At 58.3% G+C, this 23,634-nt stretch carries 16 protein-coding genes and 1 pseudogene; 13 read left to right on the top strand and 4 right to left on the bottom strand.

Going from position 1 to position 23,634, the window contains the following annotated elements; translation table 11 throughout:
* Nucleotides 1–16: 16 nt before the first annotated feature.
* Entirely contained in the window at nt 17–2,185 is a 2,169-nt protein-coding gene (locus AC1RJ3_RS18810) for a condensation domain-containing protein (protein WP_493079840.1), read from the bottom strand.
* A gap of 228 nt (nt 2,186–2,413) precedes the next feature.
* Between AC1RJ3_RS18810 and AC1RJ3_RS18805 the strand changes: the two genes are divergently transcribed.
* From AC1RJ3_RS18805 to AC1RJ3_RS18760, 10 genes are all read left to right on the top strand, one after another.
* Nucleotides 2,414–2,932, top strand: a complete 519-nt coding sequence (locus tag AC1RJ3_RS18805) for a sigma-70 family RNA polymerase sigma factor (RefSeq protein WP_054597220.1) — start codon at nt 2,414–2,416, stop codon at nt 2,930–2,932.
* Nucleotides 2,933–3,092: 160 nt separating this feature from the next.
* Nucleotides 3,093–4,883 carry an ABC transporter ATP-binding protein gene (locus tag AC1RJ3_RS18800; RefSeq protein WP_493079838.1) on the top strand — a complete coding sequence of 597 codons (1,791 nt, stop codon included), beginning with the start codon at nt 3,093–3,095 and terminating at the stop codon, nt 4,881–4,883.
* The gene (locus AC1RJ3_RS18795; protein ID WP_493079836.1) at nt 4,877–6,646 is read left to right on the top strand and encodes an ABC transporter ATP-binding protein; all 1,770 of its coding nucleotides are present in this window, start codon (nt 4,877–4,879) and stop codon (nt 6,644–6,646) included. Before AC1RJ3_RS18800 ends, AC1RJ3_RS18795 begins: the two co-directional genes overlap by 7 nt.
* Nucleotides 6,643–7,587: an ABC transporter permease gene (locus tag AC1RJ3_RS18790; RefSeq protein WP_493079834.1), complete on the top strand. Its 945-nt coding sequence runs from the start codon at nt 6,643–6,645 to the stop codon at nt 7,585–7,587. Before AC1RJ3_RS18795 ends, AC1RJ3_RS18790 begins: the two co-directional genes overlap by 4 nt.
* Nucleotides 7,584–8,534, top strand: coding sequence for an iron chelate uptake ABC transporter family permease subunit (locus AC1RJ3_RS18785; protein ID WP_493079832.1), 951 nt, complete (start codon nt 7,584–7,586; stop codon nt 8,532–8,534). Before AC1RJ3_RS18790 ends, AC1RJ3_RS18785 begins: the two co-directional genes overlap by 4 nt.
* Nucleotides 8,531–9,313, top strand: coding sequence for an iron ABC transporter ATP-binding protein (locus tag AC1RJ3_RS18780; RefSeq protein ID WP_347929961.1), 783 nt, complete (start codon nt 8,531–8,533; stop codon nt 9,311–9,313). The genes AC1RJ3_RS18785 and AC1RJ3_RS18780 overlap by 4 nt, the downstream gene beginning before the upstream one ends.
* Nucleotides 9,310–10,293 (top strand): siderophore ABC transporter substrate-binding protein, encoded by a 984-nt coding sequence (locus AC1RJ3_RS18775; RefSeq protein WP_493079830.1) that lies wholly within the window; start codon nt 9,310–9,312, stop codon nt 10,291–10,293. The genes AC1RJ3_RS18780 and AC1RJ3_RS18775 overlap by 4 nt, the downstream gene beginning before the upstream one ends.
* 191 nt (nt 10,294–10,484) lie before the next feature.
* On the top strand, nt 10,485–12,791 hold the full coding sequence (locus AC1RJ3_RS18770) for a TonB-dependent receptor (protein WP_237142922.1): 2,307 nt from the start codon (nt 10,485–10,487) through the stop codon (nt 12,789–12,791).
* A gap of 503 nt (nt 12,792–13,294) precedes the next feature.
* Nucleotides 13,295–13,921 (top strand): TetR/AcrR family transcriptional regulator, encoded by a 627-nt coding sequence (locus AC1RJ3_RS18765; RefSeq protein WP_054597228.1) that lies wholly within the window; start codon nt 13,295–13,297, stop codon nt 13,919–13,921.
* 198 nt (nt 13,922–14,119) lie between these two features.
* The gene (locus AC1RJ3_RS18760) at nt 14,120–15,391 is read left to right on the top strand and encodes an OmpP1/FadL family transporter (RefSeq protein WP_493079827.1); all 1,272 of its coding nucleotides are present in this window, start codon (nt 14,120–14,122) and stop codon (nt 15,389–15,391) included.
* A gap of 111 nt (nt 15,392–15,502) precedes the next feature.
* On the opposite strand, the gene AC1RJ3_RS18755 is transcribed toward AC1RJ3_RS18760, so the two are convergent.
* Together AC1RJ3_RS18755 and AC1RJ3_RS18750 are read right to left on the bottom strand one after the other, a co-directional pair.
* Nucleotides 15,503–16,288 carry an SDR family NAD(P)-dependent oxidoreductase gene (locus AC1RJ3_RS18755; protein WP_493079825.1) on the bottom strand — a complete coding sequence of 262 codons (786 nt, stop codon included), beginning with the start codon at nt 16,286–16,288 and terminating at the stop codon, nt 15,503–15,505.
* Between the two features lie 140 nt (nt 16,289–16,428).
* Nucleotides 16,429–17,889 (bottom strand): efflux transporter outer membrane subunit, encoded by a 1,461-nt coding sequence (locus tag AC1RJ3_RS18750; protein ID WP_493079823.1) that lies wholly within the window; start codon nt 17,887–17,889, stop codon nt 16,429–16,431.
* A 219-nt stretch (nt 17,890–18,108) separates the two neighbouring features.
* On the opposite strand from AC1RJ3_RS18750, the gene AC1RJ3_RS18745 reads away from it, so the two are divergent.
* The 3 genes and pseudogenes from AC1RJ3_RS18745 to AC1RJ3_RS18735 all read left to right on the top strand — a co-directional run.
* Nucleotides 18,109–19,218 (top strand): efflux RND transporter periplasmic adaptor subunit, encoded by a 1,110-nt coding sequence (locus AC1RJ3_RS18745; RefSeq protein ID WP_054597232.1) that lies wholly within the window; start codon nt 18,109–18,111, stop codon nt 19,216–19,218.
* On the top strand, nt 19,215–22,352 hold the full coding sequence (locus AC1RJ3_RS18740) for an efflux RND transporter permease subunit (protein ID WP_493079820.1): 3,138 nt from the start codon (nt 19,215–19,217) through the stop codon (nt 22,350–22,352). Before AC1RJ3_RS18745 ends, AC1RJ3_RS18740 begins: the two co-directional genes overlap by 4 nt.
* A gap of 6 nt (nt 22,353–22,358) precedes the next feature.
* Nucleotides 22,359–22,882: pseudogene (locus tag AC1RJ3_RS18735) on the top strand (beta-ketoacyl synthase N-terminal-like domain-containing protein); the annotation flags it as partial.
* 142 nt (nt 22,883–23,024) lie between these two features.
* Here AC1RJ3_RS18735 and AC1RJ3_RS18730 read toward each other — a convergent pair.
* Nucleotides 23,025–23,606 carry a helix-turn-helix domain-containing protein gene (locus AC1RJ3_RS18730; RefSeq protein ID WP_493079818.1) on the bottom strand — a complete coding sequence of 194 codons (582 nt, stop codon included), beginning with the start codon at nt 23,604–23,606 and terminating at the stop codon, nt 23,025–23,027.
* Between the last annotated feature and the right edge of the window lie 28 nt (nt 23,607–23,634).

The following is a 23,634-nucleotide window of genomic DNA, read 5'->3' as shown; positions in this document are numbered from 1 at the left end:
AGACCCTGATTGAGGGTTATGCGTGGATATGATTCAGGGCGATGCCGGCTGCATCTGGCGTTGTGAAGCGTGCAAACACGTGATCGATCATTGCGCTGAGGCGTGCCATCTGTTCGGCGCTGTAACGCTCCGAACGGTAGGTGATCACCAGGCGCAGTGAGCGTTTGCCGTCGATCAGGTTTTCCAGGATCTCGAACTGAATACCGAACATCGACTGGTTCTTGTCCGGGTCAATCTGTCGGTAGCGGATCGTTCCTGCGTCTGGCGTGTTCAGGGTGCCGTTCAATGCGTTGTTGGCATGAATCTGGATATAGACGTCGAACAGCAGGCCGTCCGCAGCGGACATGCCCAAGGCTTGTTGAATCGTCTCCATCGGCACATCGGCATAAGCCATGGAGTCATTGATCAGGTGGGTGACGTTTTCGATCAGAGTGCCCACTGTCTGCTGAGGATCGAACTGCACCCGGTGCGCGACCATGGTGGTGAAGTAACCGACCGTTTCGTAAAACCCGGGGTCGGTGCGCCCGGAAGCCGATGTGCCGATCACCAGATCCTGCAAGTCACCGAGTTTGTGCAGGGACAGCGCGATGGCCGTATAGACCACGCCGAACAGCGACGAGTTGTTCTGTCTGGCGAAGGCATACAGGTTATCGGTGAGGTCCTGGTCGGGTTTGATTTCGAACCATTGAGCCTTCGTCGAAGCGGCTTCGGCAGGCGCGCTCGCCTGATGATCAGGGGAGGGCAGTGTCAAACCGCGGGTTGCATCACGTAACAGGCTCGTCCAATAGTCGAGATGCTGCTGATTGACGCCGGTACTTTGTTCTTGCACGGCGAACTCGTGGAATGAGCGGGCAGGCGCTTCCCAGGTCGGCGCTTTGTCGGCGGCACGGGCGAGGTAGGCTTGGGCCAGTTCTTCCATCATGACGTTGAGCGACCATTCATCAATGGCCATGTGATGGATCAGCAAAGACAGGGTTTGGCGCTTGCGCTGCGAGTCGTAAATGAAGCGAACCCTGAGGGGCAGTTCGCGGGCCAGGTCGAACTGATAAGCGGCTTCGCTTTCCAGTGTTGCCCCTCGGCTCTCATGGCTGGGCCAGAACCATTTGTAGTGGGACAGTTGCGCGACCGGCACGATTTGCTGATACGCCTCAGCGTCCTGGAAGTGGAAGGTCGTACGCAGGCTGGCATGGCGGATGAGCAGGTCGCGGAAGGCTTGCTCGAACAGCGCTTCATCCACGTTGTCGAGGAAATCCAAGGCAAAGGGCAGGTTAAAAATCGTCCCGAACCCATAGGCGACATAGGCCCGCCCGAGGGAGGCCTGGGCCAGCGCGAAAGGCGCGCGCTGCACGTCCTGTGGCAGGCCAGGCGCAGACGCTGCCGGGTTGTCATGCGCGATGACGTGGGCCCGTGATGCCAGGGCCTCGGCGGTAGGGGCGCTGAAAAAATCATTGAACTGGACTTCGATGCCGTGGCTGCTCAATAGCTTGCCAATGATGCGGGTGGCCAGCAGGGAGTGGCCGCCGAAATCAAAGAAGTCATCCGTAAGTTGCATGTCGGGCTCAGCCAGGGCACCACGGAATTCGCCAAGGATAATCGTCGCCACTTCACTGCTGTTGGTCACTGGCCGGGCGTTGGGTGTACTGGCTGCTGGCGCTGCATCCTTGCCATCGGCCTGACGGCGTAACCACGGGGTGTCGCTGGTCGAGTGACCGACATAGGCGTTCAGGACCCCGCGATACAGGTCGATCTCCTGGCAGGTCTGGTCGAGGATCTGATGGATCACGAACGCCAGGATAACGTTCTGCCTGGTTTGAATCATCAGCGCCTTGAATGGCGGCTGGCTTTGCGCATCCCACGATGCCGCTTGCCGCGAGAGCAATTGCTCGGTGGCTTCGGCGTCGGAGTGTGAGCGAATGAGTTCGACACAGGATTTCCAGTCACTGGCGTGGACCTTGTCCACTTCGCCGTCGTCGTTGAATTGATAGCGTGCATTCAAATCAGGCAGTGCTTCGATGACGGCCTTGATCGCCAACTCAAGCCTTGAAAGATCGACATCAGCGTCGAGCCGCCAGGCGCAGAGGTGTTTGAGGATGCGTTCGGGGTATTGCTGCTGCAAGAGCCAGATATGTTCCTCGTGACCGTTGACAGATAGCTTCGGTAACGAATCTGGACTGAGTTCCATCATGGAAATTTCCCGCCTTATCAAACTGAACAGTAAGAAGTAGAGGTGGCACCGAGTGCCGACAGACCGATCCTCGGTCTGGTGTAACGCCCAGGCTCCGGGCGTCAAAAGAGTTGCAATGAGGTCGCATTGCAGGGGCTCTATGAACACCGTATGATGTTAAATAATAATCATACCTATTCGCATTAGTCAAAATCTGATCGCGAAGACCATCGTCTCAGGAGAGGTGTTGTGGACAACGGAGCGTTCGCGTCCCAGGAGCAATTTGAAAAGCTGTATGTCGACCATTACCGCTGGTTGTGCAATTTGTTGCGTCGCAAGCTGGGCAATTCGGTGGATGCAGCGGATCTGGCCCATGACGTCTATCTCAATCTCATCAGGAAGGGCCGGGTTCCCTCGACCGAGAACTCACGCCGTCATCTGACTCAAATCGCCAAAGGCATGGTGATAGATCTGTATCGCCGCCGGCATCTTGAGGCCAGCCATCTGGAAGGACTGATGCAGCAAGCCGAACCTCAGGTGCCATCAGAAGAGGTTCGTGCGCTGGCATCCGAGGCCCTGTCACAGATCGATGTTGCCTTGCATAACAAGCCACTCAAGGCCCGCGAAGCGTTGCTGATGTGCAAGTTGCATGGCATGGGCCACCGGGATATCGCGGCCGAGTTGAAGGTGTCGGTGTCCTCCGTCGAGAAATACATCGCTGCGGGCCTTCGGGCCTGTCACCCATTTGCATCGGGGGCGGGCCTGTGACCGGTCGTTCGGTTCACGACGGCGAACGGATTAATCCGCATTTCGATTGAGGATTTTGCGTCGCCGTTCGGAATAAAGGTACGCAACGCGCAAAACGCTCGAACACAAAGGAAGTCAGGCATGCCTTCAGGCTGTCACCAGTGGTAATTCAGGAGAGCTCATGAGTGATACAGACAAACCCGCCGCCGGCTCGGTATCCCGGATACTGAAACCCGTACGCGGCCGGCTGATTGTCGCCGCGGTACTGGCCGCCATCGGGACCATGCTGACGATGGTGCCACTGGCCGGCATCGCCCATATCGCACAGCTCTCGATGGGGCAGGCCGAGGTCGCTACCGGCTGGGTCCAGATGCAGAGTCAGGTCTGGCAGGTTGTCAGCGTCAGCCTGGCGTGCCTGTTCCTCGGCATGACGTTGATTTCGGTGGGCGAGATGGTTGCGCACCTGGCCGACAATCACATCACCGGCCATTTGCGTCTGGCGATTACTCGTCGACTGGCCAAGGTGCCACTGGGTTGGTTTACCAGTCGGGCTTCGGGTGAAGTCAAACAGGCAATGCAGGATGACATCGGTACGCTGCACAGCCTGACTGCGCACTTCTTTACCACGCTGGGCCGTACCGTTGGTGCGATTCTCATCGCCATCCTGTACCTGTTTGCCATGGACTGGCGCATGGCGATTGTCTCCCTGCTGCCATTCCCGCTGTTTTTCCTGTTTTTCTCCAGGGCAACCAAGGCCAGTGGGGCGAACATGCAATCGTTCGGTGCCGGTATGGCACGTATCAACAACGCTGTAGTCGAGTTCGTCAACGGCATTCCCGTGGTCAAGGCCTTCGGTGTCGAGGGCAAGGCCCATGGCAGTTACCGTGAGGCGGTGGATGCCTTCGCTGAAGCGTTCACCGACTTCACCCGGCCGCTGGTCAGTGCGATGGCCAACGCCCATGCAATGGTCACCCCGGTTGCGGTACTCGGGGTGGTGTTGGCCTTTGGCACTTTGTTGGTGAGCCTAGGCTGGATCACACCGGTCGAGGTGTTGCCCTTCGCCTTGGTGGCGCCGGGCATCTGCGCGCCACTGCTGCTGTTGAGCTACATCACCCACGACCTGAACAATGCTACCGCCGCTGCCCAGCGTGTGCATGGGCTACTGGAAACGCCGGTACTGGAAACCCAGGCGGGCGAATCCCAGCAGTTGCCTGAAAATGCCGAAATTCGCGTCGAGCAACTCGGCTATAGCTACGACGGCCAGAGCCCGGTGCTCAAGGACATTGGCTTCACCCTCAAGCCCGGCACCGTGACCGCGATTGTCGGTGCTTCCGGCTCCGGCAAGTCGACATTGGCACGCCTGCTGCTGCGCTTCTTCGATCCGACTGAAGGGCGCATTACGCTGGGCGGCGTCGACATCAGGCAGATCGAGAGCGCGCAGTTGTACCGGCGCATCGGTTTTGTGTTGCAGGAAGTACGTCTTATCCATGCCAGCCTGCGCGACAACATTGCCTTGGGCAGGCCGTCGGCCAGCCAGCAGGAAATCGAAGACGCAGCACGCACCGCGAATATTCACGAGCGCATCCTCGCCTTGCCGCGCGGTTATGACTCGGTGATCGGAGAGGATGTGCAGCTCTCCGGCGGCGAGTTACAGCGCGTAAGTATCGCCCGCGCCGTGTTGCTGGACCCGCCGGTGCTGGTGCTTGATGAAGCCACGGCGGCAGCCGATGCCGAGAACGAGGTGAAGCTCCAGCAAGCGCTATCGCGATTCGCCCGGGGCCGCACCTTGATGGTGATCGCTCACCGGCTCGATACGGTGATGCACGCCGACCGGATCATTCTGATCGACAACGGTACGATTTGTGAGCAGGGACGTCACCACGAACTGCTCGCCCGCAAAGGCCGCTACGCCCGACTGTGGGCACTGGGCGGCTACGAACAGGCCAAGGAACAGGCGGTGCCGTCATGCTGAAAACCTTTATTCAACTGTTGGGTGAAGACGCCCCGGTACTGCGGCGCTATCTCTATATGACGCTGGTCTACGGCCTGCTCTGCGGGCTGACGATTGTCACCCTGGTGCCGATACTCACCGGCCTGCTGGGCAGTGAAACGCGCGCAGCGGGCCAATGGTTGATCGCGCTGGTGATCGGCATGGTGATTTGCTGGGCGCTACGACGCACAGTAGAGAAAGCCGGAATCCGTGTCGGCATCGCGGTTCTCCAGCGGGGCCGCCATCGGCTCGGTGACCACGTGGCGCGTTTGCCGGTGGGTTGGTTCACCGCGCAAAATACCGCGCGGCTAAGCCATGTCGCGTCCCAGGGCATGATGGAAATGGCGCAGCTTCCCGCCCACGTTTTCACGCCACTGATTACCGGCGTGATCACGCCGGTAGTGATCCTGATTGCACTGTTCGCCTTGCACTGGCAGATGGGCCTGATCGCACTGGTGACGCTGCCGATCCTCTTGGGTGTCTTTGTATTGACCGCTCGCTTGGGGCAGCGTGCCGACCAGGACTTCCAGTACAACGCTGCCCACACCAGCCAGCGCATGGTCGAGTTCGCCCAGGCGCAATCGGTGCTGCGGGCGTTCAATGGCGAGGACGGTGGTACTCAGTTTCTAGAACAGGCCATCGGGCGCCAGCAGGACTCCGCGAGACGGTTGATTCACGTCTCGGCAATGTCGGTGGTGTTCAATGCGTGGGCTGTACAGGCGAGCTTCGCCGCCTTGCTGGTGGCCGCCACGCTATGGCTGGGTGAGCTGTTGGGCGCAAGCCTGGAGGCGGGATCGGTCATCGCGGTCATTGTTTCACTGCTGCTGGTTAGCCGCATTATCGATCCGTTGCTGGAAGTGGCCGGCTATAGCGAGGTGTTGCGTGGTGCGCGTGGCCAGTTGGGAGCCGTGCGTGAGATCTTTGCGGTCAAGCCGTTGCCTGAACCGCAAACGCCACAAGCACCCGTCGATGGGTCCGTCGAACTGCGCAACGTGAGCTTTCGTTATGCCGAGGATCAGGCTGATGTATTACATGAGGTCAGCCTGCGTATCGAACCGGGCAGCATGACCGCTCTGGTCGGCGCTTCCGGCTCGGGCAAGACCACGCTGGTGAGGCTGATCGCGCGTTTCTTCGACGTGACTCAAGGCTCTGTGATCGTCGGTGGTGTGGATGTGCGCCAGATGTCCGGCGAGCAACTGGCCGGCCAGATCAGCCAGATCTTCCAGGATGCTTACCTGTTCCAGGGCAGCATCGCCGACAACATTCGCATTGGCAAACCCGATGCCAGTGATGCCCAGGTGATGGAAGCGGCACGACAAGCCGGTGTCGTGGAGATCATCGAACGACTGCCTCAAGGCCTGGATACACCGGTGGGCGAGGGCGGCGCTCGACTGTCTGGCGGCGAACGCCAGCGGATTTCCATCGCCCGTGCGCTGATCAAGGATGCACCGATTCTGTTGGTCGATGAGGCCACTGCTGCGCTCGATGCCGAAAACCAGGCCGCTATTGCCGAGGCACTGGCACGCTTGCGTGGTACGCGTACGCTGATCGTCATCGCGCACCAGCTCTCGACGGTGGCCATGGCCGACCAGATCCTGGTGCTCGATAATGGCCAGATCAGCGAGCGAGGTTCCCACGCGCAATTGAGTACCAAGCCAGGGCTCTACGCGCACTTTCTCGCTCAGCGCCGGGCCGCAAAGGGCTGGCGCATTGCCGGGGTGCTTGGCAGTGAGGACGATTCTTGAGTCGTGCAACCTTACTGCTCCTGTTTGTTGTGCTCTGTTGCCTTTCGCTGATGGTGGGAGTCAAGCAAGTCTCCTGGACGGAACTTTTCACCTTTTCCGAAGATGCCTGGCTGACACTGACCGCCAGCCGCCTTCCGCGCCTCGCGGCCCTGATACTCACCGGGGTAGGGCTGGCCGTCTGCGGCGTGATCCTGCAGCAGATTGTGCGTAACCGGTTCGTCGAGCCCGCCACGTCCGGCGGGCTGGATGCGGCAAAGCTGGGCATTCTGATTTCACTGACGGTAGCCCCCGCCGCGGGGACTGTCGGCAGGATGCTGTTTGCCCTGGTGTTCTGTTTTGCCGCGAGCCTGATTTATGTCGCGATCATCCGCCGTATCAAGTTCAAGAACACGGTGATGATTCCGGTCATAGGGCTGATGTATGGCAGCGTGTTGAGCGCCGTCGCCGAGTTCTACGCCTACCGTCACAACATCTTGCAGAGCATGCAGGGCTGGATGCTCGGTGACTTCTCGAAAATCGTGCAGGGCAATTACGAGATCATCTATCTGATCCTGCCGATTGTCGTGCTCACCTACCTGTATGCGCACCGGTTTACCGTCCTGGGGATGGGTGAGGGCATGGCCAGCAGTCTGGGGTTGAACTACGCGGCCAATGCGGCGCTAGGTCTGATGCTCGTGGCGGTCACCGTTTCCGCCACGGTCATCACGGTGGGGGCGATCCCCTTTGTCGGACTGGTGATTCCCAACCTGGTGGCGCTGCACTACGGCGAAAACCTGGAGCGGACATTGCCCATCGTCGCCTTGTGCGGCGCGTCGTTGCTATTGGCCTGCGACATCCTCGGCCGCCTGCTGATCTACCCCTTCGAAGTGCCCATAGGCCTCACCGCCGGCAGTGTGGGCGGGCTGATATTTCTCGTGCTGCTGATCAGGAAGTACACATGAGGCGCGTGGCTACCCGTTATGGTCTCTGGCTGCTGGTTCTGGTGCTGGCGATCGCGTTCCTGTTGTTGGGAGCCGGCCTGGACTTCGACTACGTCATTCCCAAGCGACTGACCCGTTTGGCGGCGATGTGCATTGCCGGGGTGTGCATTGCCTATTCGTCGGTGATCTTCCAGACCATCGCCGGCAACCGAATACTGACGCCGGCGATCATGGGGTATGAGGCGATCTACCTGCTGTTCCAGGCACTGCTGATCCTGCTGCTGGGCACCCAGAGCCTGGTGTTGCTGGGGCGTGACGGTAACGTCCTGTTGTCGGTCCTGCTGATGCTCGGCTATTCATGGCTTATTCATCGGTGGCTGTTCCGTGACGGGAGCAACAACGTGTACCTGCTGCTCCTGTTGGGACTGGTACTGAGCATGGTGATGGGGACGTTTACCCAATTCATCCAGCTGAAGATCAGCCCCGGAGAATTCTCGATTTTCCAAGGGTTCAACTACGCCTCCTTCAACAAGGCGCAACCTGGGCAAGTGATCTATTCGGGCGTGCTGGTCGCGGCGGTGTGCTGCATCGCCCAACGAACCCTGCCAGTGCTCGATGTGCTTTCCCTGGGACGTGACCAGGCTATTTCCCTAGGGGTCGATTACCCGCGCAGCGTGCGACTTCAACTGGCACTTATCGCCATTTTGGTGGCGATCTCGACGAGCCTCGTCGGGCCGACGGCATTCATGGGCGTGTTCGTTGCGAACATCTCCTATGCGCTTGCCCGAACCGCTCGGCACCGGGTCACGTTGCCCATGAGTTGCGCCATCGCCATTGGCATTTTCATTGTCGCCCAATACCTGGTCGAGCAGATATTCAACTACAACACCTCCGTCAGCATTCTCATCAACCTGGTGTGTGGTGTGTATTTCCTTGCGCTGATGATTCGAACCCGAGGCACCCCATGATCGCCCTCAATCACGTTTACAAGGCCTATGGCACCCGGCACGTCCTGAGTGACGTCAGCGTCCGGTTTCCACCGGGGCAGGTCACGTCGCTGATCGGCCCAAACGGCGCGGGCAAGACCACGCTGCTGATGTTGATTGCTCGCCTGCTGGCGCCGACCCGGGGCGACGTGCTGATTGGCGGGCGGAGCATTCTGGATGTGCCCGTTCGCGACTATGCCAAGCGCGTGGCCACCTTGCGCCAGTCCCCGGATTTCAACCTGCGCCTGACCGTCGAGGAACTGGTCGCCTTCGGGCGCTTCCCCTACAGCCGTGGAGCGCTTACCGCCCAGGATCGCGAGGCAATCGATGAAGCCATCGAGTTCTTGTCTTTGCAGTCCCTGCGCCTCTCCTACATTGACGAGCTCAGCGGCGGACAACGGCAGATGGCCTTCCTGGCGATGACCATTGCCCAGCAAACGGATTACCTGTTGCTGGACGAGCCGCTCAACAACCTCGACATGAAGCATGGCGTACAGATCATGCGTGCCCTGCGTCGTTTGTGTGATGAGCAAGGCCGCACAGTGATCCTGGTGGTCCATGACATCAACTTCGCGGCCAACTATTCCGATCATATCGTTGCCATGAAAGGCGGGGGAATTCACTGCCACGGTCCGGTCGCAGAGGTGGTGACCGAGGCGCACCTGCGGGAACTTTTTGATCTGGATTTCGAAATCCTGCAGAGCGAACAAGGGTTTGTCTGCAACTACTTCAACCCATCACCTTCAAGGGAACTGATATGAGCACGGATCACGCGAACAAATTTTGTGGAGTGCTACTGGCAATGGCCGTAGCGGCCGGGCTGCAGGGATGTGACAAGCCGGCAGCAGAGGCCGCGCCGCCAGTGAGTGCGCAGGCGTACTACGAGCCGATCAAGATCGAGCACCCTCTGGGCACAACCGTGGTGACCAAACTGCCCGAGCGTGTAGTGGCCTTCGATATGAGCGAGCTCGATACACTCGATCAATTGAAGGCACCGGTAGTGGGCATCGCCAAGGACTACGTCACCAGCTTTCTCGCCAAATACCGTGACGACTCGAATGTCATGGATGTAGGGGCGACTATTCAGCCCAATCTTGAGCGGTTGCATGCGCTCAAGCCCGACCTGATTCTGATCTCTCCGCTCCAGGCACAAAGCTATAAGGAACTCAGCCAGATCGCCCCGACCGTCTATGACGACGTGGACCTGACCAACAAACAAGGCAATCTCATCGGCACAGCCAAGGAACATTTGACCCTCCTGGGACGCATCCTCGGCAAAGAGGAACTGGCCCGCCAGAAAGTCGCGGAAATGGAAGCCAAGGTGGAACAGACCCGCCGTGTCACTGAAGGGCGTCCAGAGAAAGCCTTGATCGTGCTGCATAACAACGGCGCCTTCACCTCCTACGGCGTGAAGTCGCGCTACGGCTTTGTCTTCGACACCCTGGGCGTGAAACCGGCCAGCACTGACATCGAAGCCGGTTTGCATGGACAGCCGATTTCCAATGAGTTTATCCAGCAGGCCGATCCCGACATTCTCTATGTAATCGACCGAACCGCGGTGATGGAGCATCGTCCGGCACTGGACATCAAGAGCCTGGATAACCCGCTGTTGCGCAAGACCAAGGCCTGGAACAACGGCCGTGTCATCTTTGTCGATGCTCAGACCTGGTATCTGTGTACCGCTAGCGTGACCTGTCTCAATCGAATGGCTGACGAGGTGGTTCAGGGCTACAAGGGCTGATTCACGACGTATCTGGCGCACAAAGGGCTGGTCCTCTTCAGGCACCGGCCCTTTTTTGTGGTTTTCGAATGTTGCTTCGGTCATTGGGAGATCACCACTGATCCAGCCCCTTGGTGTGTTCTCGGTGCGGTATATGCAAATTATTATCATTTGGATTGAGGAATTGGCGTTCTGGTACGGAAACCTAATGAATGAACTTCAATTCTTCGCATCGAAAGGAATCCAGCATGTCGGAACACGGCCGCCCACACAGCGCCAATCCTGACTCATCGCAGGCTACGCAACGCGCTTTTTCGTTTACCTTGAATCGCACTTTCTCTGCCGTACACATGGCGCTATTGCTTGGGCTGACCGGGGGCGCGATGGCTGTGTCCGCTGCGCCTGCCTCTGAGCCGCAGTCTCCGACGGGTACTGGCGAAGGTAGCCTCGTCCTGTCTGAAACAACGGTGGAGGGCACTATGGGTGCGTCCGCCGACCTGCCTCCCGCCTATGCGGGAGGCCAGGTTGCTACTGGCAGTCGAGTCGGGCTGCTGGGTACCAAGGACTTTATGGAGACTCCGTTCAGCGCCATCAGCTACACCGATGACTTCGTGCGCAACCACCAGGCGAAGGACATCGGTTCGGTAATCGGCGCAACCGATCCATCGGTGAACGTCCCCTCCAAACGGGCCATCCTCGAAACCTTCTTCATTCGTGGTTTCAATACCAGCGCCAACGACATCACCTACAACGGCCTGATCGGCATGGCGCCGAACCTGCGCGGCGCGACCGAGCTGGCCGAGCGCATCGAAGTACTCAAGGGGCCGTCCGCGCTGCTGAACGGCATGCCGCCGGATGGCAGCGTCGCAGGCAGCATCAATATGGTGCCCAAGCGCGCCGGCGACGAACCGCTGACGCGCCTGACGACCTCTTTTGAATCCAATGGTTTATACGGTGCACATGCCGATGTGGGTCGGCGCTTTGGCGAGCAGAATCAGTTTGGTATCCGCTACAACGGGGCGTACCGCGACGGCGACACCGCCGTGGACGATCAGAAACAAAACATGCAACTCAATGCGCTGGGCCTGGACTGGCGCGCCGAACGCATCCGCCTGTCGTTGGACGCCTACAAGCACCGTGAACATCTGGAGGGCACCAACTACTTCGGTATTTCCTCGATCAACCCCACAGTCACCAACGTACCCCGCGCGAAGAAGGGTGATTACGCGCTGGCACCTGACTGGGCATACACCACCAACGACACCGAAACCTTCTTGCTCAGAGGCGAGGTCGATTTGAATGACTCGCTCACCGCCTTTGCGGCCTATGGGCAGAGGGAGGGTGGCCGCAACTCCCTGATGACCCGCGACACGCTGATCAACAACGCCGGTGATATCAGTGTTCTGGCTTATCGTTCGGATGGGCAGGGCATCCAGAAATCGGGCGAGGCTGGCCTGAAGGGCAGATTCGACACCGGTCCCGTAGGCCACCAATGGTCGCTGGCGGCTACGCAGTACAAGTCGGAGATGAGCTTCAAGGATAAACAGATAGCCAACTACGTGACCACCAACTACTACAACCTCGACTTTGGCAAAACACCGCCCTTGGACAATTTCGGTGCGGTCACCTCTCGGACCGAAGCCAAGCTGGGCAGTGTTGCTTTTCTCGATACCCTTTCGTTCCTTGATGATCGTATCCAATGGACGCTGGGCGTACGACGTCAGTCGGTGGAAAGCTCCAACCTGACCCCGGCGCGGGTCAAGACTTCTCACTACGACGAGAGCCGCGTTTCGCCGGCTACCGCGTTGTTGGTCAAGGTCACCGATGATGTATCGGTCTACGCGAACTACATCGAAGGGCTGTCTCAGGGGGGGACGGCCCCGACGACGGCAGCCAACCCGGGTGAAATCCTGAGCCCGATTCAGACCAAGCAGTATGAAGTGGGCGCCAAGCTTGACCTGGGTACGTTCGCCACTACGTTGGCCGTGTTCCAGATCGAAAAACCCAGCACCTTTACCGACCCGGTCACCCGTATTTTTGGCGTCAATGGTGAGCAGCGTAACCGCGGCGTGGAATGGAGCTTCTTCGGTGAGGCCCAACCAGATCTGCGTTTGATGGGCGGTGTCTCCTACACGCAGGCGGTGTTGACGAAGGCGCAGGTAGCGGCGAACGAAGGCAATCAGGTGACCGGTGTTCCGAAAATCATCGGCAAACTTGGGGTCGAGTACGATCTGGAGAGGGTTCCTGGGCTAACCCTGACCGCAGGCACGAACTACGTAGGCAGCCGCTACGTTACGGACGACCATCGGATGGAGTTGCCGTCCTACACCGTTTTCGATGTGGGCGGTCGGTACACCACCAAGGTCATGTCCAAACCTGTGACCTTACGGGCTAACGTAGAGAACCTCGCCAACCGGGCCTACTGGCTCGGCTCCTACAGTGGCGGCGACGGCAGTGGCCTGTCCGGCGGCCTGGGCGCTCCACGTACCCTTCAGCTTTCAGCATCGGTTGATTTCTGATAGTAGGCCAGCCGAGGCCTGAGAAGTATCTGTGGCGAGGGAGCTTGCTCCCGCTGGGGCGCGAAGCGGCCCTGAATTGGGCCTGCTACGCAGTCCAGCGGGAGCAAGCTGGGCCGCCAAAGTGGAAAAAGGCGACTACGCAGATCTGAAGGGCTTCAACCCGGCATCTTTAGCCGAATTGGTTTGAGCCTTATAGGGGAGTGGAGAGTGTGATGCCACAAGGTTTTAGTCTGAAGGAATCAGAGGTCTAGCCTCGGATGCTGCGAGGTGGAGATCGTAATCTGCTGTTGAGTGCGCCATGACTGTTTCAATTGAGCGAACATGTCAAGGCCACTCAACATCCGCACAAACAGGACTGCGTTGCAGTGTGGCCCGGGCATTTACACGCAGGCTACACAGTGTCGCTAGGTAATGTCGCGTTAGATTCTTCATGGTCGATTTGTGACTATATATCTTGTCGGTCACAAGTTGTCAGTCCTCGATAGGATGAGTAAGCTGTTCCCATGAATCAGCCATCAATATCTTCAGCTTCGCCCAGCCCCCGTGGCCCAGCCGATCACGACATTCGAGACCAGATTGTCGCGGCGGCCAACGAACACTTCAGTCAATACGGCTACGGCAAAACCACGGTTTCCGACCTGGCTAGGGCCATCGGGTTTTCCAAGGCCTACATCTACAAATTTTTTGATTCCAAGCAGGCGATCGGTGAAGCCATCTGCGCAAATTGTCTGGCAGAAATCGTCGCGGCTGTGGAGCAGGCGATCAATATAGAAGACCTGTCGCCGACGGAGCGCTTTCGACGATTGGTCAAAACTGTGATCGCCACAGGTGTGAATCTGTTCTTTAACGACCGAAAACTCTATGACATTGCAGCATTCGCGGCGTCGGAAAGCTGGCCCAGTACGCAGGCTTATGACGCACAGATCAAACGCTTCGTGTTGCAAATCGTGCGGGAGGGGCGAGAGATCGGCGAATTTGAACGCAAGACTCCCCTGGACGAAACAGTAGAAGCGATACATCTGGCTTTGCGGCCTTTCGTCAATCCTTTACTCCTGCAGTACAACCTCGATTATGTCGAGGAGGCGCCCACGCTCACCTCCAACCTCATTTTGCGTAGCCTCATGCCTTGACCTTCGGCTAACGGTTTACGTCATGCCTGTGTAAGCGACACATCACCAAAACGGTTTTTCACTTTGCCCTTCTTCCAGTCGTCGAAGGGCATTTCATTTATTCGCATTGTGACCATTGACTGAATTGGTCACATGAATAAATATGGTGAGCCATTGCTTCTACTGCTTCATCTCAGTGATCCCCATAGAGTTCAAACAATGAAAAAAATAGTGCTCAAGAGCCCATTTGGCCTCGCTGTCGTGCTCGCATCTTCAAATGTGTTTGCAAGCGGTTTCGCTCTCAATGAACAAAGCGTTAGCGGGATGGGGGCCGGGTTTGCCGGGCGCTCCTCATCCGCTGAAGATGCGAGCACGGTCTTCGGTAATCCGGCGGGCATGTCTCGATTGAAAAGAGAGCAGGTCAGCGTGGGCGCGGCGACTCTATTCGCGAAGACCGACATAAGCCAAACCCGCAGTACATTCGGAGGCCAGGAAGACGGCGACATGGTGCCAACCACCACAGTGCCTATGGGTTACTACGTCAAACCCATCGATGAGCATTGGGCGTTCGGTGTAGGTTTTTATGTACCTTTCGGTCTGATGACTGACTACGGCAGCGATTTTGCCGGGCGTTACTACGCCAACAAAAGTGAGGTCACGACGCTTACGTTCCAGCCCACCATCAGCTATGCCTTTAACGACAAAGTTTCGATCGGGTTCGGTCCGACTATCAACCGCATCACCGGTGAGCTGTCCGGAATGGTGCCCAATCCACTGAGCCCAGGTCGCAATGACGGAAAACTCAAAAGCACGGGCGACGACATGGCCCTCGGTTTCAACGCCGGTATCCTGGTGCAGGCTACAGACCAAACTCGCTTGGGCATGACTTACCATTCCAAGGTCAGTTACCACTTGGACGCCAAGACCAAGGTCTCTGACGGCATCTTTAGCGTGTTGGGGGTCAGCGGCCGGAGTTATGACGCTTCGCTGGATGTGGATACCCCAGAGTCTGTGGACTTCTCGGTGACTCATCAGCTCAATAATGACTGGACTCTATATTTAGGGAGTACCTGGACACGCTGGAGTCGCTTTAAAGAATTAACCATCGAGAACACGGGTTTACCCCCTTTGTTGAGCGGCTCGCTGGGCACTATTACCGAAGAACAGAACTGGCATGATACGTGGGCTCACGCTATCGGCACGGCGTACAAATTGAACAGCCAATGGGTACTTCGCGCAGGCTTCTCGGTCGACCAGTCGCCCACCAACAACACCAACCGAGGACCACGTATTCCCACGGGCGACCGGAAGGTTATCAGCTTCGGTGCTGGCTGGACTCCGGCGGACAATGTCACGATCGATGTTGCTTATTCCTACCTATGGGAGGAGAGCGTGCAGATCAACGACACCTCTGCGAACAGAGGTGCATACAGTGCCAAATTCAAGAACAGTGCGAGCGGGCTCGGTACGTCCGTTAGTTACCGCTTCTAATTAAGTGCTGTTACACGATAAATGTCCTGTCGGGAGCATGCGTTGCCTCCCGACCTTTAAGAACATATCTCGGGCCTTTCCCCTGAGGTAAAAGGCCTCTTTGTCGCCCTCTCAGACTCCCATCACCTGCGCCATAAGGCTCTGATGAAGCCGACGAGGCGTGGCCCAAGTCAAGACAGTAATGGCCTTGTTGCCAAAACCCGGCACCACACTCATGCGTCCGGCTTGCAGTGCACGGATTCCTGCACGCACGACGGGTTGAGGCTGCATCATCACCATTTTTAAGGCCGGTGTGATCCGTTGCTTGGCGCTTTCTGCAAATCCGGTATCCGACATTCCTGGGCAAAGTGCGGTAACGACGACGCCGTCTTTTTTCAGTTCGCGATGAAGCGCATCAGAGAAGCGAAGAACATAGGCTTTCGCGGCAGAGTAAACGGCGAAATTCTTCACGCCCTGGAAGGACAGCAAGCTGGCGACCATCAGGATGTGCCCACGTTTGCGGGCTCGCATGTCGGCCGCGAAAAGGCGTGTCAGCCCTGTCAGGCTGGCGATATCCAAATCAATCATGGTCAGAGACTCATCCAGAGGTTGATCCAGGAAAGGCCCCTGCAATCCATGACCCGCATTGTTGATGAGCACATCGATCACTATATTGCGTTCGCTGAGTCGCTCATGCAGTTCGATGATCGCCGGGATCGAGGACAGGTCTACTTGTTCGACGATCACATCAACGCCGAAGCGTTCGCGCAACTGCGCCGATAGTGCTTCGAGCTTACTCAGTCTTCTTGCTACCAGAACGAGCGATTTTCCCTGTGCTGCATATTGCCGGGCAAACTCCTCGCCAAATCCGCTTGATGCTCCGGTGATGAGCACCCAGGAATTCTCGTTCGACTTCATTTCGCTGTACTCCGGTTGGTTTCTATTGAGCAATTGGCTACTGACCGCGTCAGTCGGTGAACGAACCCGCTCTCGGATTGGGTAGTAGCTGAAAGAGGAGGGGGAGGTGCGTGCATCAAGTGCTACGTCACCTGGTTAAATCATCGTGTCGCAACAGGCTGGGCTTCAGGAGGCTGCCAGCCACCACCGAGCGCCTTGAATGCCGTGACCGCCGCCCGTGCCGATTCCGTTCGTGCTTGTGCCCGAGCATCGGAAGCCTGCAGCATCGTCTCGTCGGCGTGCAGGACATCGATCAGGCTGGCCGTGCCTTTCTCATAGGCAATGAACGACGATTGGCGAGCCTGTGTCAGAGACGCCTCACCCCCGGTGAGGGTGGTTGCTTGAGCTTCCCGATTCACCAGGGAGGAGAACGCGTTCTCGACATCCTCGGTGGCGCGCAGCACGGACTGACGGTAAGCCGCCAGGGTTTCGGCTTCCTGTCCCTTGGCTTGGTCGATTTGGGCGTTTATGCGACCGAAGTCGAAGAGTCTCCAGCGCAGTCCCAATACGCCCGCCGACTGGCTGGCACCGCTGGAGAAAAGATTGCCTGCGGATACAGCCGTAGCACTACCCAGCAATGCGCTGAGGGAGAATTTCGGGTAGTACTCAGCAATCGCCTCCCCGATGCGTGCGTTTGAAGCCGCCAGACGGCGCTCAGCCACAATGAGGTCTGGCCTGCGGCGCAGCAAATCGGCCGGCGTTCCCATCGTCTTTAACTGCGGCGCTACAGGAATGCTCCCCGCACTTGCCAGTTGTGTGCGGTGAGTGCCTGGCGGCGTGCCAAGCATGACATCCAGCGCATTCATGGCAGCATCCAGACCGGTCTGCAGGACCGGCACTGTCGCTTGGACCTGCGATAGCGCCCCCTCGGCCTGGCGAACCTGATAGTTGGCGGCGAGCCCCTTGCTGTAGAGCAATTGGACTTTCTCTAGTAGCTCTCGCTGTGTTTTGACTTGTCGGTTCGCAATGTCCAGCCGGGTCTGCAGTCCGCGGATAGTGATGTAGATATCGGCGGTCTGTGCAGCGACGGCCAATCGTGTGGCAGCGACGCCCGCCTGGGAAGCCTGGTACTCGGCCAGAGCAGCCTCGCGTCCGCGGCGCAATCCGCCAAAGACATCTACCTCCCAGCTGGCATCGAGGTTGGCCTCGTAGGAACTTCCGTACCGGTCATAGCCAGGCGTTGAGTTCAACACCTGGCCGAGCGGAGTCTCGATTGACTGGTAGGAGCGCGCGGCCTGTCCGCTGATGTTCCCCGAGGGCAGTAAAGCGGCATTTGCGGCGCCCAGTCCGGCCCGTGCCTGCGTGACTCGCGCCGACGCCTGCGCCAGATCCAGGTTCTGCTCAAGTGCCTTGGAGACGAAGTCGGCTAACAGTGGATCACCAAAGCCTTCCCACCAGGCGACAAGACCGGCCGGCGTCGCCCCAGGCCTCTGTTCGACGGAAGACTGCCCCAGGTAATGGTCCGAAAGTGGGGCGTCCGGACGGTGATAGTCCGGACCGACCGCGCAACCTGTCATCAAGCTGGCACTCACCAAGAGAGCAACGGGACCGAGGGTAGGCATTGAGGTTCCTTCAATTGAGGATGTTTGTGACTATAATACGTTTTGGTCACTTTCTGTCAATCGACACTCTCTGGGCTAAGCTCAAGGTTGGTCATCAGCGTGCGGCGATACTAGTGCTGAGGTTAATGGGCTCGGTATTTCATAATAAGTGACCATTGACAGATATGGTCACCAGACTGAGAATGTAGCGCCTGTCCTATTTTTTAAGTAAGGGAACCTATGCGCCGGCTTCGACCTGTCCCCATTGCCGTTTGCTTGTTGCCTCTCGTCCTGACGGCGTGTGGCGACTCATCCACCGTTGAAGATCCACGCACGCAGGCCCCTTTGGTGAGGTCTTCTGCGGTTCAGGCTTCGTCCGATGTCTCACGTTCTTTCACGGGTGTCGTGGCTGCCCGCGTCCAGGGCGATCTGGGTTTTCGGGTATCAGGCAAGGTGCTTGAGCGTCTGGTTGACACCGGTCAGACCGTTAAACGTGGGCAGCCACTCATGCGCCTTGACCCAATCGACCTGGGGTTGCAGGCGCGAGCACAGCAAGAGTCAGTCATAGCCGCTCGGGCCCGAGCCAAGCAGACTGCAGATGACGAGGCGCGATATCGCGACCTGGTCGCCGCAGGTGCTGTTTCTGCATCGGCCTATGACCAGATCAAAGCCGCAGCGGATACCGCAAAAGCGCAGCTCAGCGCTGCTGAAGCGCAGGCTGACGTTGCCCGCAATGCTTCTGGTTATGCGGTGCTGTTTGCGGATTCCGACGGCGTAGTGGTGGAGACGCTCGCCGAGCCCGGACAAGTTGTCAGCCCGGGACAGCCCGTGGTTCGACTGGCGCGGGCAGGGCAACGCGAAGCCATCGTGCATCTGCCCGAGACGCTACGCCCCACAGCAGGATCCACTGCGCAGGCGACGCTTTATGGCAATACCACGGGTGCAGTTACAGCGAAGCTGAGGCTGCTTTCTGACTCGGCCGACCGTATGACGCGCACCTTCGAGGCGCGGTATGTGCTTGAGGGCGCACTGGCCAATGCACCGCTAGGTTCGACCGTCACACTTCGGATCGCTGAAAGCACCACGCAAGGGCAGGGGCTGCAAATACCGATCGCTGCCGTTTATGACCCAGGCCAAGGCACTGGCGTGTGGGTCATCGCCGGTACACCGGCGAAAGTGACTTGGCGATCTGTTCAGGTCCTGGGCTTGAGCGACGACGCAGCGCGAGTCGCAGGCGATCTCAAGGTCGGCGAGCAGATTGTAGCGTTAGGCGCGCATCTGCTGCGCGATGGTGAGGAGGTGAGACTGGCTCAACCGGGTGACGTCAAGGTTGCCGGGAGTCATCCATGAGCGAGGGGCGCTTCAATCTTTCCGCGATCGCCGTTCGTGAGCGCTCCATCACGGTGTTTCTGATCTTCCTGATCGCCGTTGCGGGCATCCTGTCGTTCTTCCAACTGGGGCGTGCGGAAGATCCTCCGTTTACGGTCAAGCAATTGACGGTCATTACCGCGTGGCCGGGCGCCACGGCGCAGGAGATGCAGGATCAGGTAGCAGAGCCACTTGAAAAACGCCTGCAAGAACTGAAATGGTACGACCGCACGGAAACTTACACCCGTCCAGGCCTCGCTTTCACGATGGTGTCACTGCGCGATAGCACGCCGCCCTCGCAAGTGCAGGAGGAGTTCTATCAGGCGCGTAAAAAGCTCGACGATGAGGCCAGGAAGCTGCCGGCGGGTGTCATTGGGCCAATGGTCAACGACGAGTTTTCGGACGTGACATTTGCACTGTTCGCCCTGAAAGCCAAAGGCGAACCGCAGCGACTGTTGGTACGTGATGCAGAGTCGTTGCGCCAACAACTGTTGCATGTGCCGGGCGTGAAGAAGGTCAACATCATTGGGGAGCAACCCGAGCGTATCTTTGTTTCCTTTTCCCATGATCGGCTGGCCACCTTGGGCGTATCGCCTCAGGACATCTTTGCCGCGCTGAATAATCAGAACGTGCTCACGCCTGCCGGTTCGATCGAAAGCGACGGGCCGCAGGTCTTTCTTCGGCTGGATGGCGCCTTCGATAAGGTGCAGAAGATTCGTGACACACCCATTGCGGTTCAGGGGCGGACGCTGAAGCTCTCGGACGTGGCGACGATCGAACGTGGTTATGAAGATCCGGCAACCTTTCTCGTGCGTAATAACGGTGAAGAGGCCTTGTTGCTGGGGATCGTGATGCGTGAGGGCTGGAACGGTCTTGACCTCGGCAAGGCGTTGGACGCGGAGACGGTCAAGATAAATGAAGGCATGCCGTTGGGCATGACGCTCTCCAAGGTCACCGATCAATCTGTAAATATCAGTTCTGCCGTCGGCGAGTTCATGGTCAAATTTTTCGTCGCGCTGCTTGTGGTGATGCTTGTCTGCTTTCTCAGCATGGGCTGGCGTGTAGGCGTTGTGGTCGCTGCGGCTGTGCCGTTGACGTTGGCGGTGGTGTTTGTGGTGATGGCGGCCACTGGAAAGAACTTTGACCGTATCACCCTTGGCTCGTTGATTCTGGCGCTCGGACTGTTGGTGGACGACGCCATCATTGCTATCGAAATGATGGTGGTGAAAATGGAGGAGGGCTACGACCGCATCAAAGCTTCCGCGTATGCCTGGAGTCATACAGCCGCACCGATGCTTTCCGGTACGCTGGTGACGGCTATCGGCTTTATGCCCAACGGCTTCGCGCAGTCGACAGCCGGCGAGTACACCAGCAACATGTTCTGGATCGTGGGCATCGCCCTGATAGCCTCCTGGGTGGTTGCGGTGGCCTTTACCCCGTACCTGGGTGTGAAGATGTTGCCGAACATCAAGAAGGTGGAGGGTGGTCATGCGGCCATCTACAACACCCGAAATTACAACCACTTCCGCCAGGTGTTGACGCGTGTCATCGCTCGCAAATGGCTGGTAGCCGGTACTGTTATCGCAATGTTTGGCGTGGCGATTCTCGGCATGAGCCTGGTCAAGAAACAGTTCTTCCCTACCTCGGACCGTCCAGAGGTATTGATTGAAGTGCAAATGCCTTATGGAACCTCCATTGAACAGACCAGTGCCACTACCGCCAAGATAGAGGCCTGGCTGCAAAAGCAGGATGAGGCAAAAATCGTCACCGCTTATATCGGGCAAGGCGCGCCGCGTTTCTATCTGGCGATGGCGCCGGAACTCCCCGATCCGTCTTTCGCGAAGATTGTGGTGCTGACGGACAGCCAGGAGGAGCGCGAGGCCCTCAAGTTCCGTCTCCGCGAGGCCGCTGCCGAGGGACTTGCCCCAGAAGCGCGTGTCAGGGTGACTCAGCTTGTGTTTGGTCCGTATTCGCCGTTCCCTGTTGCCTATCGGGTGATGGGGTCTGATCCGTCGAAATTGCGCGAGATCGCGGGCCAGGTACAGGACGTGATGCAATCGAGCTCGATGATGAGAACCGTCAACACTGACTGGGGGCCACTAACGCCGACGCTGCATTTGGCTCTGGATCAGGATCGCTTGGAGGCGGTGGGGTTGACGTCAAACTCAGTCGCGCAGCAACTGCAGTTCCTGTTGACCGGAGTACCGATCACCGCAGTTCGTGAGGACATTCGCTCGGTGCAGGTGGTCGGTCGCGCAGCGGGTGATATCCGGCTCGATCCCGCCAGGATAGAAGGCTTTACGCTGGTGGGCACGGCGGGTCAGCGGATTCCTCTGTCTCAGGTGGGAGAGGTCGATGTTCGTATGGAGGATCCGATCCTCCGACGTCGTGATCGCACGCCGACCATTACCGTGCGCGGTGACATTGCCGAAGGCCTGCAGCCACCGGACGTCTCGAGCGTGATCATGAAAGAGCTGCAGCCGGTCATCGACAAGCTGCCTGACGGGTACCGGATCGAGCAGGCGGGTGCAATCGAGGAGTCGGGCAAAGCCGGTAAAGCGATGTTGCCGTTGTTCCCGATCATGATTGCCATGACGCTACTGATCATTATTCTGCAGGTACGTTCGATCTCGGCGATGATCATGGTATTCCTCACCTCGCCACTGGGGTTGATTGGTGTGGTGCCGACACTGCTTATCTTCCAGCAGCCGTTTGGTATCAACGCTCTGGTAGGTCTAATCGCCCTTTCGGGCATTTTGATGCGCAATACGCTGATTCTGATTGGCCAAATCCATCACAACGCTCAAGAAGGGCTGGATCCGTTTCACGCGGTGGTCGAAGCTACGGTCCAACGTGCCCGCCCGGTACTGCTGACAGCGCTGGCGGCAATCCTGGCGTTCATTCCCCTGACACACTCCGTCTTCTGGGGGACGCTGGCCTACACGTTGATCGGAGGCACGTTCATCGGAACCATCATGACGCTGGTGTTCCTGCCAGCGATGTACTCCATCTGGTTCAAGATCCGTCCTGACAATAAGGGTCAACTGAACAGCGAAACTGACGTAGCACGCGAGCCTGGAGGAGAAGACGCCACCCGTCCTCTCGCCGTTCTTTAGCCGGGGGGGGCAGGCGTTACAGTAGGCGGTCAGGTGCCCTCACTGGAGGAGTGATGCCATCGCGGGTTACGACCCGGAGCGCATCATTTCGGCCAAGGACCGCAAGAAAGATGGATCGCTTCATCGAGTTTGCACTTGTGGCCGCGCACGAAGCTCTGGTGCAGGCAGGCTGGCATCCGACTGATGTCGCAGACCAGGAGCGTACCGCCACGATCATTGCATCGGGCGTAGGTGGTTTTGGCGCGATTGCCGACGCTGTACGTACCACCGATGCGCGTGGTCCTCGCCGATTGTCGCCGTTCACTGCACCGTCTTTCCTCGCCAACATGGCGGCCGGGCACGTTTCCATCCGGTACGGTTTCAAAGGGCCGCTCGGCGCGCCCGTAACGGTCTGTGCTGCAGGGGTACAGGCTATCGGCGATGCGGCCAGACTCATCAGAAGTGGTGAGGCGGATATTGCCATATGCGGCGATACCGAAGCAGCGATAGACCGAGTGACCCTGGGATGTTTTGCTGCGGCTCGTGCGCTATGGCGCCAGAATTCCATTAGGGTTCTAATGGTTTCTGTTAACTCCACATTGGAGCCAGAGGCGTCGTGCGTAGCTGTCAGGGCGCCTAGAAAACTCAGGGCGATTCAAGACGCGGGCACCCGCCGTGTCGATGGCACCTGCCTCAGGAATGCTCTATCACCATCACCGCAGTGGTGTCCGCTTCGAGTGCTTCGAACACGTGAGGCACATTAGCCAGGTAGCTGATGTAGTCGCCAGCGTTCAGCAATACAGGTCCAGTCGCCGGGCCGATATGGGCACTGCCACTGCACAGCACCACGTGCTCTACGGTGCCCAGTGGGTGGGGCTGAGATAGCCGAACTTCGCCGGGCTGCACTTTGAGCCGGTAGATATCGCGTTGTACTCCCGCCGGGCAATCGGCAAGCAATGTCGCTGCATAATTGGCAGTCTCGGCATAGGTCGTCATGCCCTCGTTGGCGCGAATCACCCGCAGGGTCTGCTGGGGTTGCTCGAAGAATCGGGTGACTTGCAAGCCCATTGCCATCGCCAGCGACCACAAGGTTTCGATGCTGGGGTTACCGATTCCCGACTCCAATTGAGACAAGGTCGACTTCGCCACCCCGGCGCGCTTCGCCAGCTCGGTCAAGGAAAGCCCGGCGGCCAGGCGCTCGCGTTTGATTGAAAGGGCCAGCAGATCGATTCGGCTCGGGTTATTTATCAGTAGGCTGTTCGTTATACCGGTCATATGTTTTGTAAATCATCCTGAAATGGGT

This window comes from Pseudomonas sp. GW822-FHT04C11 (assembly GCF_058800905.1).
The sequence above is the reverse complement of the archived record's forward strand: the minus strand, read 5'-3'. Positions and strand labels throughout refer to the sequence as shown.

What these genes read in the sequence shown, in the direction of transcription:
- AC1RJ3_RS18810 (WP_493079840.1), bottom strand. Translation starts at nt 2,185, where the DNA reads ATGATGGAACTCAGTCCAGATTCGTTACCGAAGCTATCTGTCAACGGT.
- AC1RJ3_RS18800 (WP_493079838.1), top strand. Translation starts at nt 3,093, where the DNA reads ATGAGTGATACAGACAAACCCGCCGCCGGCTCGGTATCCCGGATACTG.
- AC1RJ3_RS18795 (WP_493079836.1), top strand. Translation starts at nt 4,877, where the DNA reads ATGCTGAAAACCTTTATTCAACTGTTGGGTGAAGACGCCCCGGTACTG.
- AC1RJ3_RS18785 (WP_493079832.1), top strand. Translation starts at nt 7,584, where the DNA reads ATGAGGCGCGTGGCTACCCGTTATGGTCTCTGGCTGCTGGTTCTGGTG.
- AC1RJ3_RS18780 (WP_347929961.1), top strand. Translation starts at nt 8,531, where the DNA reads ATGATCGCCCTCAATCACGTTTACAAGGCCTATGGCACCCGGCACGTC.
- AC1RJ3_RS18775 (WP_493079830.1), top strand. Translation starts at nt 9,310, where the DNA reads ATGAGCACGGATCACGCGAACAAATTTTGTGGAGTGCTACTGGCAATG.
- AC1RJ3_RS18770 (WP_237142922.1), top strand. Translation starts at nt 10,485, where the DNA reads ATGAACTTCAATTCTTCGCATCGAAAGGAATCCAGCATGTCGGAACAC.
- AC1RJ3_RS18765 (WP_054597228.1), top strand. Translation starts at nt 13,295, where the DNA reads ATGAATCAGCCATCAATATCTTCAGCTTCGCCCAGCCCCCGTGGCCCA.
- AC1RJ3_RS18760 (WP_493079827.1), top strand. Translation starts at nt 14,120, where the DNA reads ATGAAAAAAATAGTGCTCAAGAGCCCATTTGGCCTCGCTGTCGTGCTC.
- AC1RJ3_RS18755 (WP_493079825.1), bottom strand. Translation starts at nt 16,288, where the DNA reads ATGAAGTCGAACGAGAATTCCTGGGTGCTCATCACCGGAGCATCAAGC.
- AC1RJ3_RS18750 (WP_493079823.1), bottom strand. Translation starts at nt 17,889, where the DNA reads ATGCCTACCCTCGGTCCCGTTGCTCTCTTGGTGAGTGCCAGCTTGATG.
- AC1RJ3_RS18745 (WP_054597232.1), top strand. Translation starts at nt 18,109, where the DNA reads ATGCGCCGGCTTCGACCTGTCCCCATTGCCGTTTGCTTGTTGCCTCTC.
- AC1RJ3_RS18740 (WP_493079820.1), top strand. Translation starts at nt 19,215, where the DNA reads ATGAGCGAGGGGCGCTTCAATCTTTCCGCGATCGCCGTTCGTGAGCGC.
- AC1RJ3_RS18730 (WP_493079818.1), bottom strand. Translation starts at nt 23,606, where the DNA reads ATGACCGGTATAACGAACAGCCTACTGATAAATAACCCGAGCCGAATC.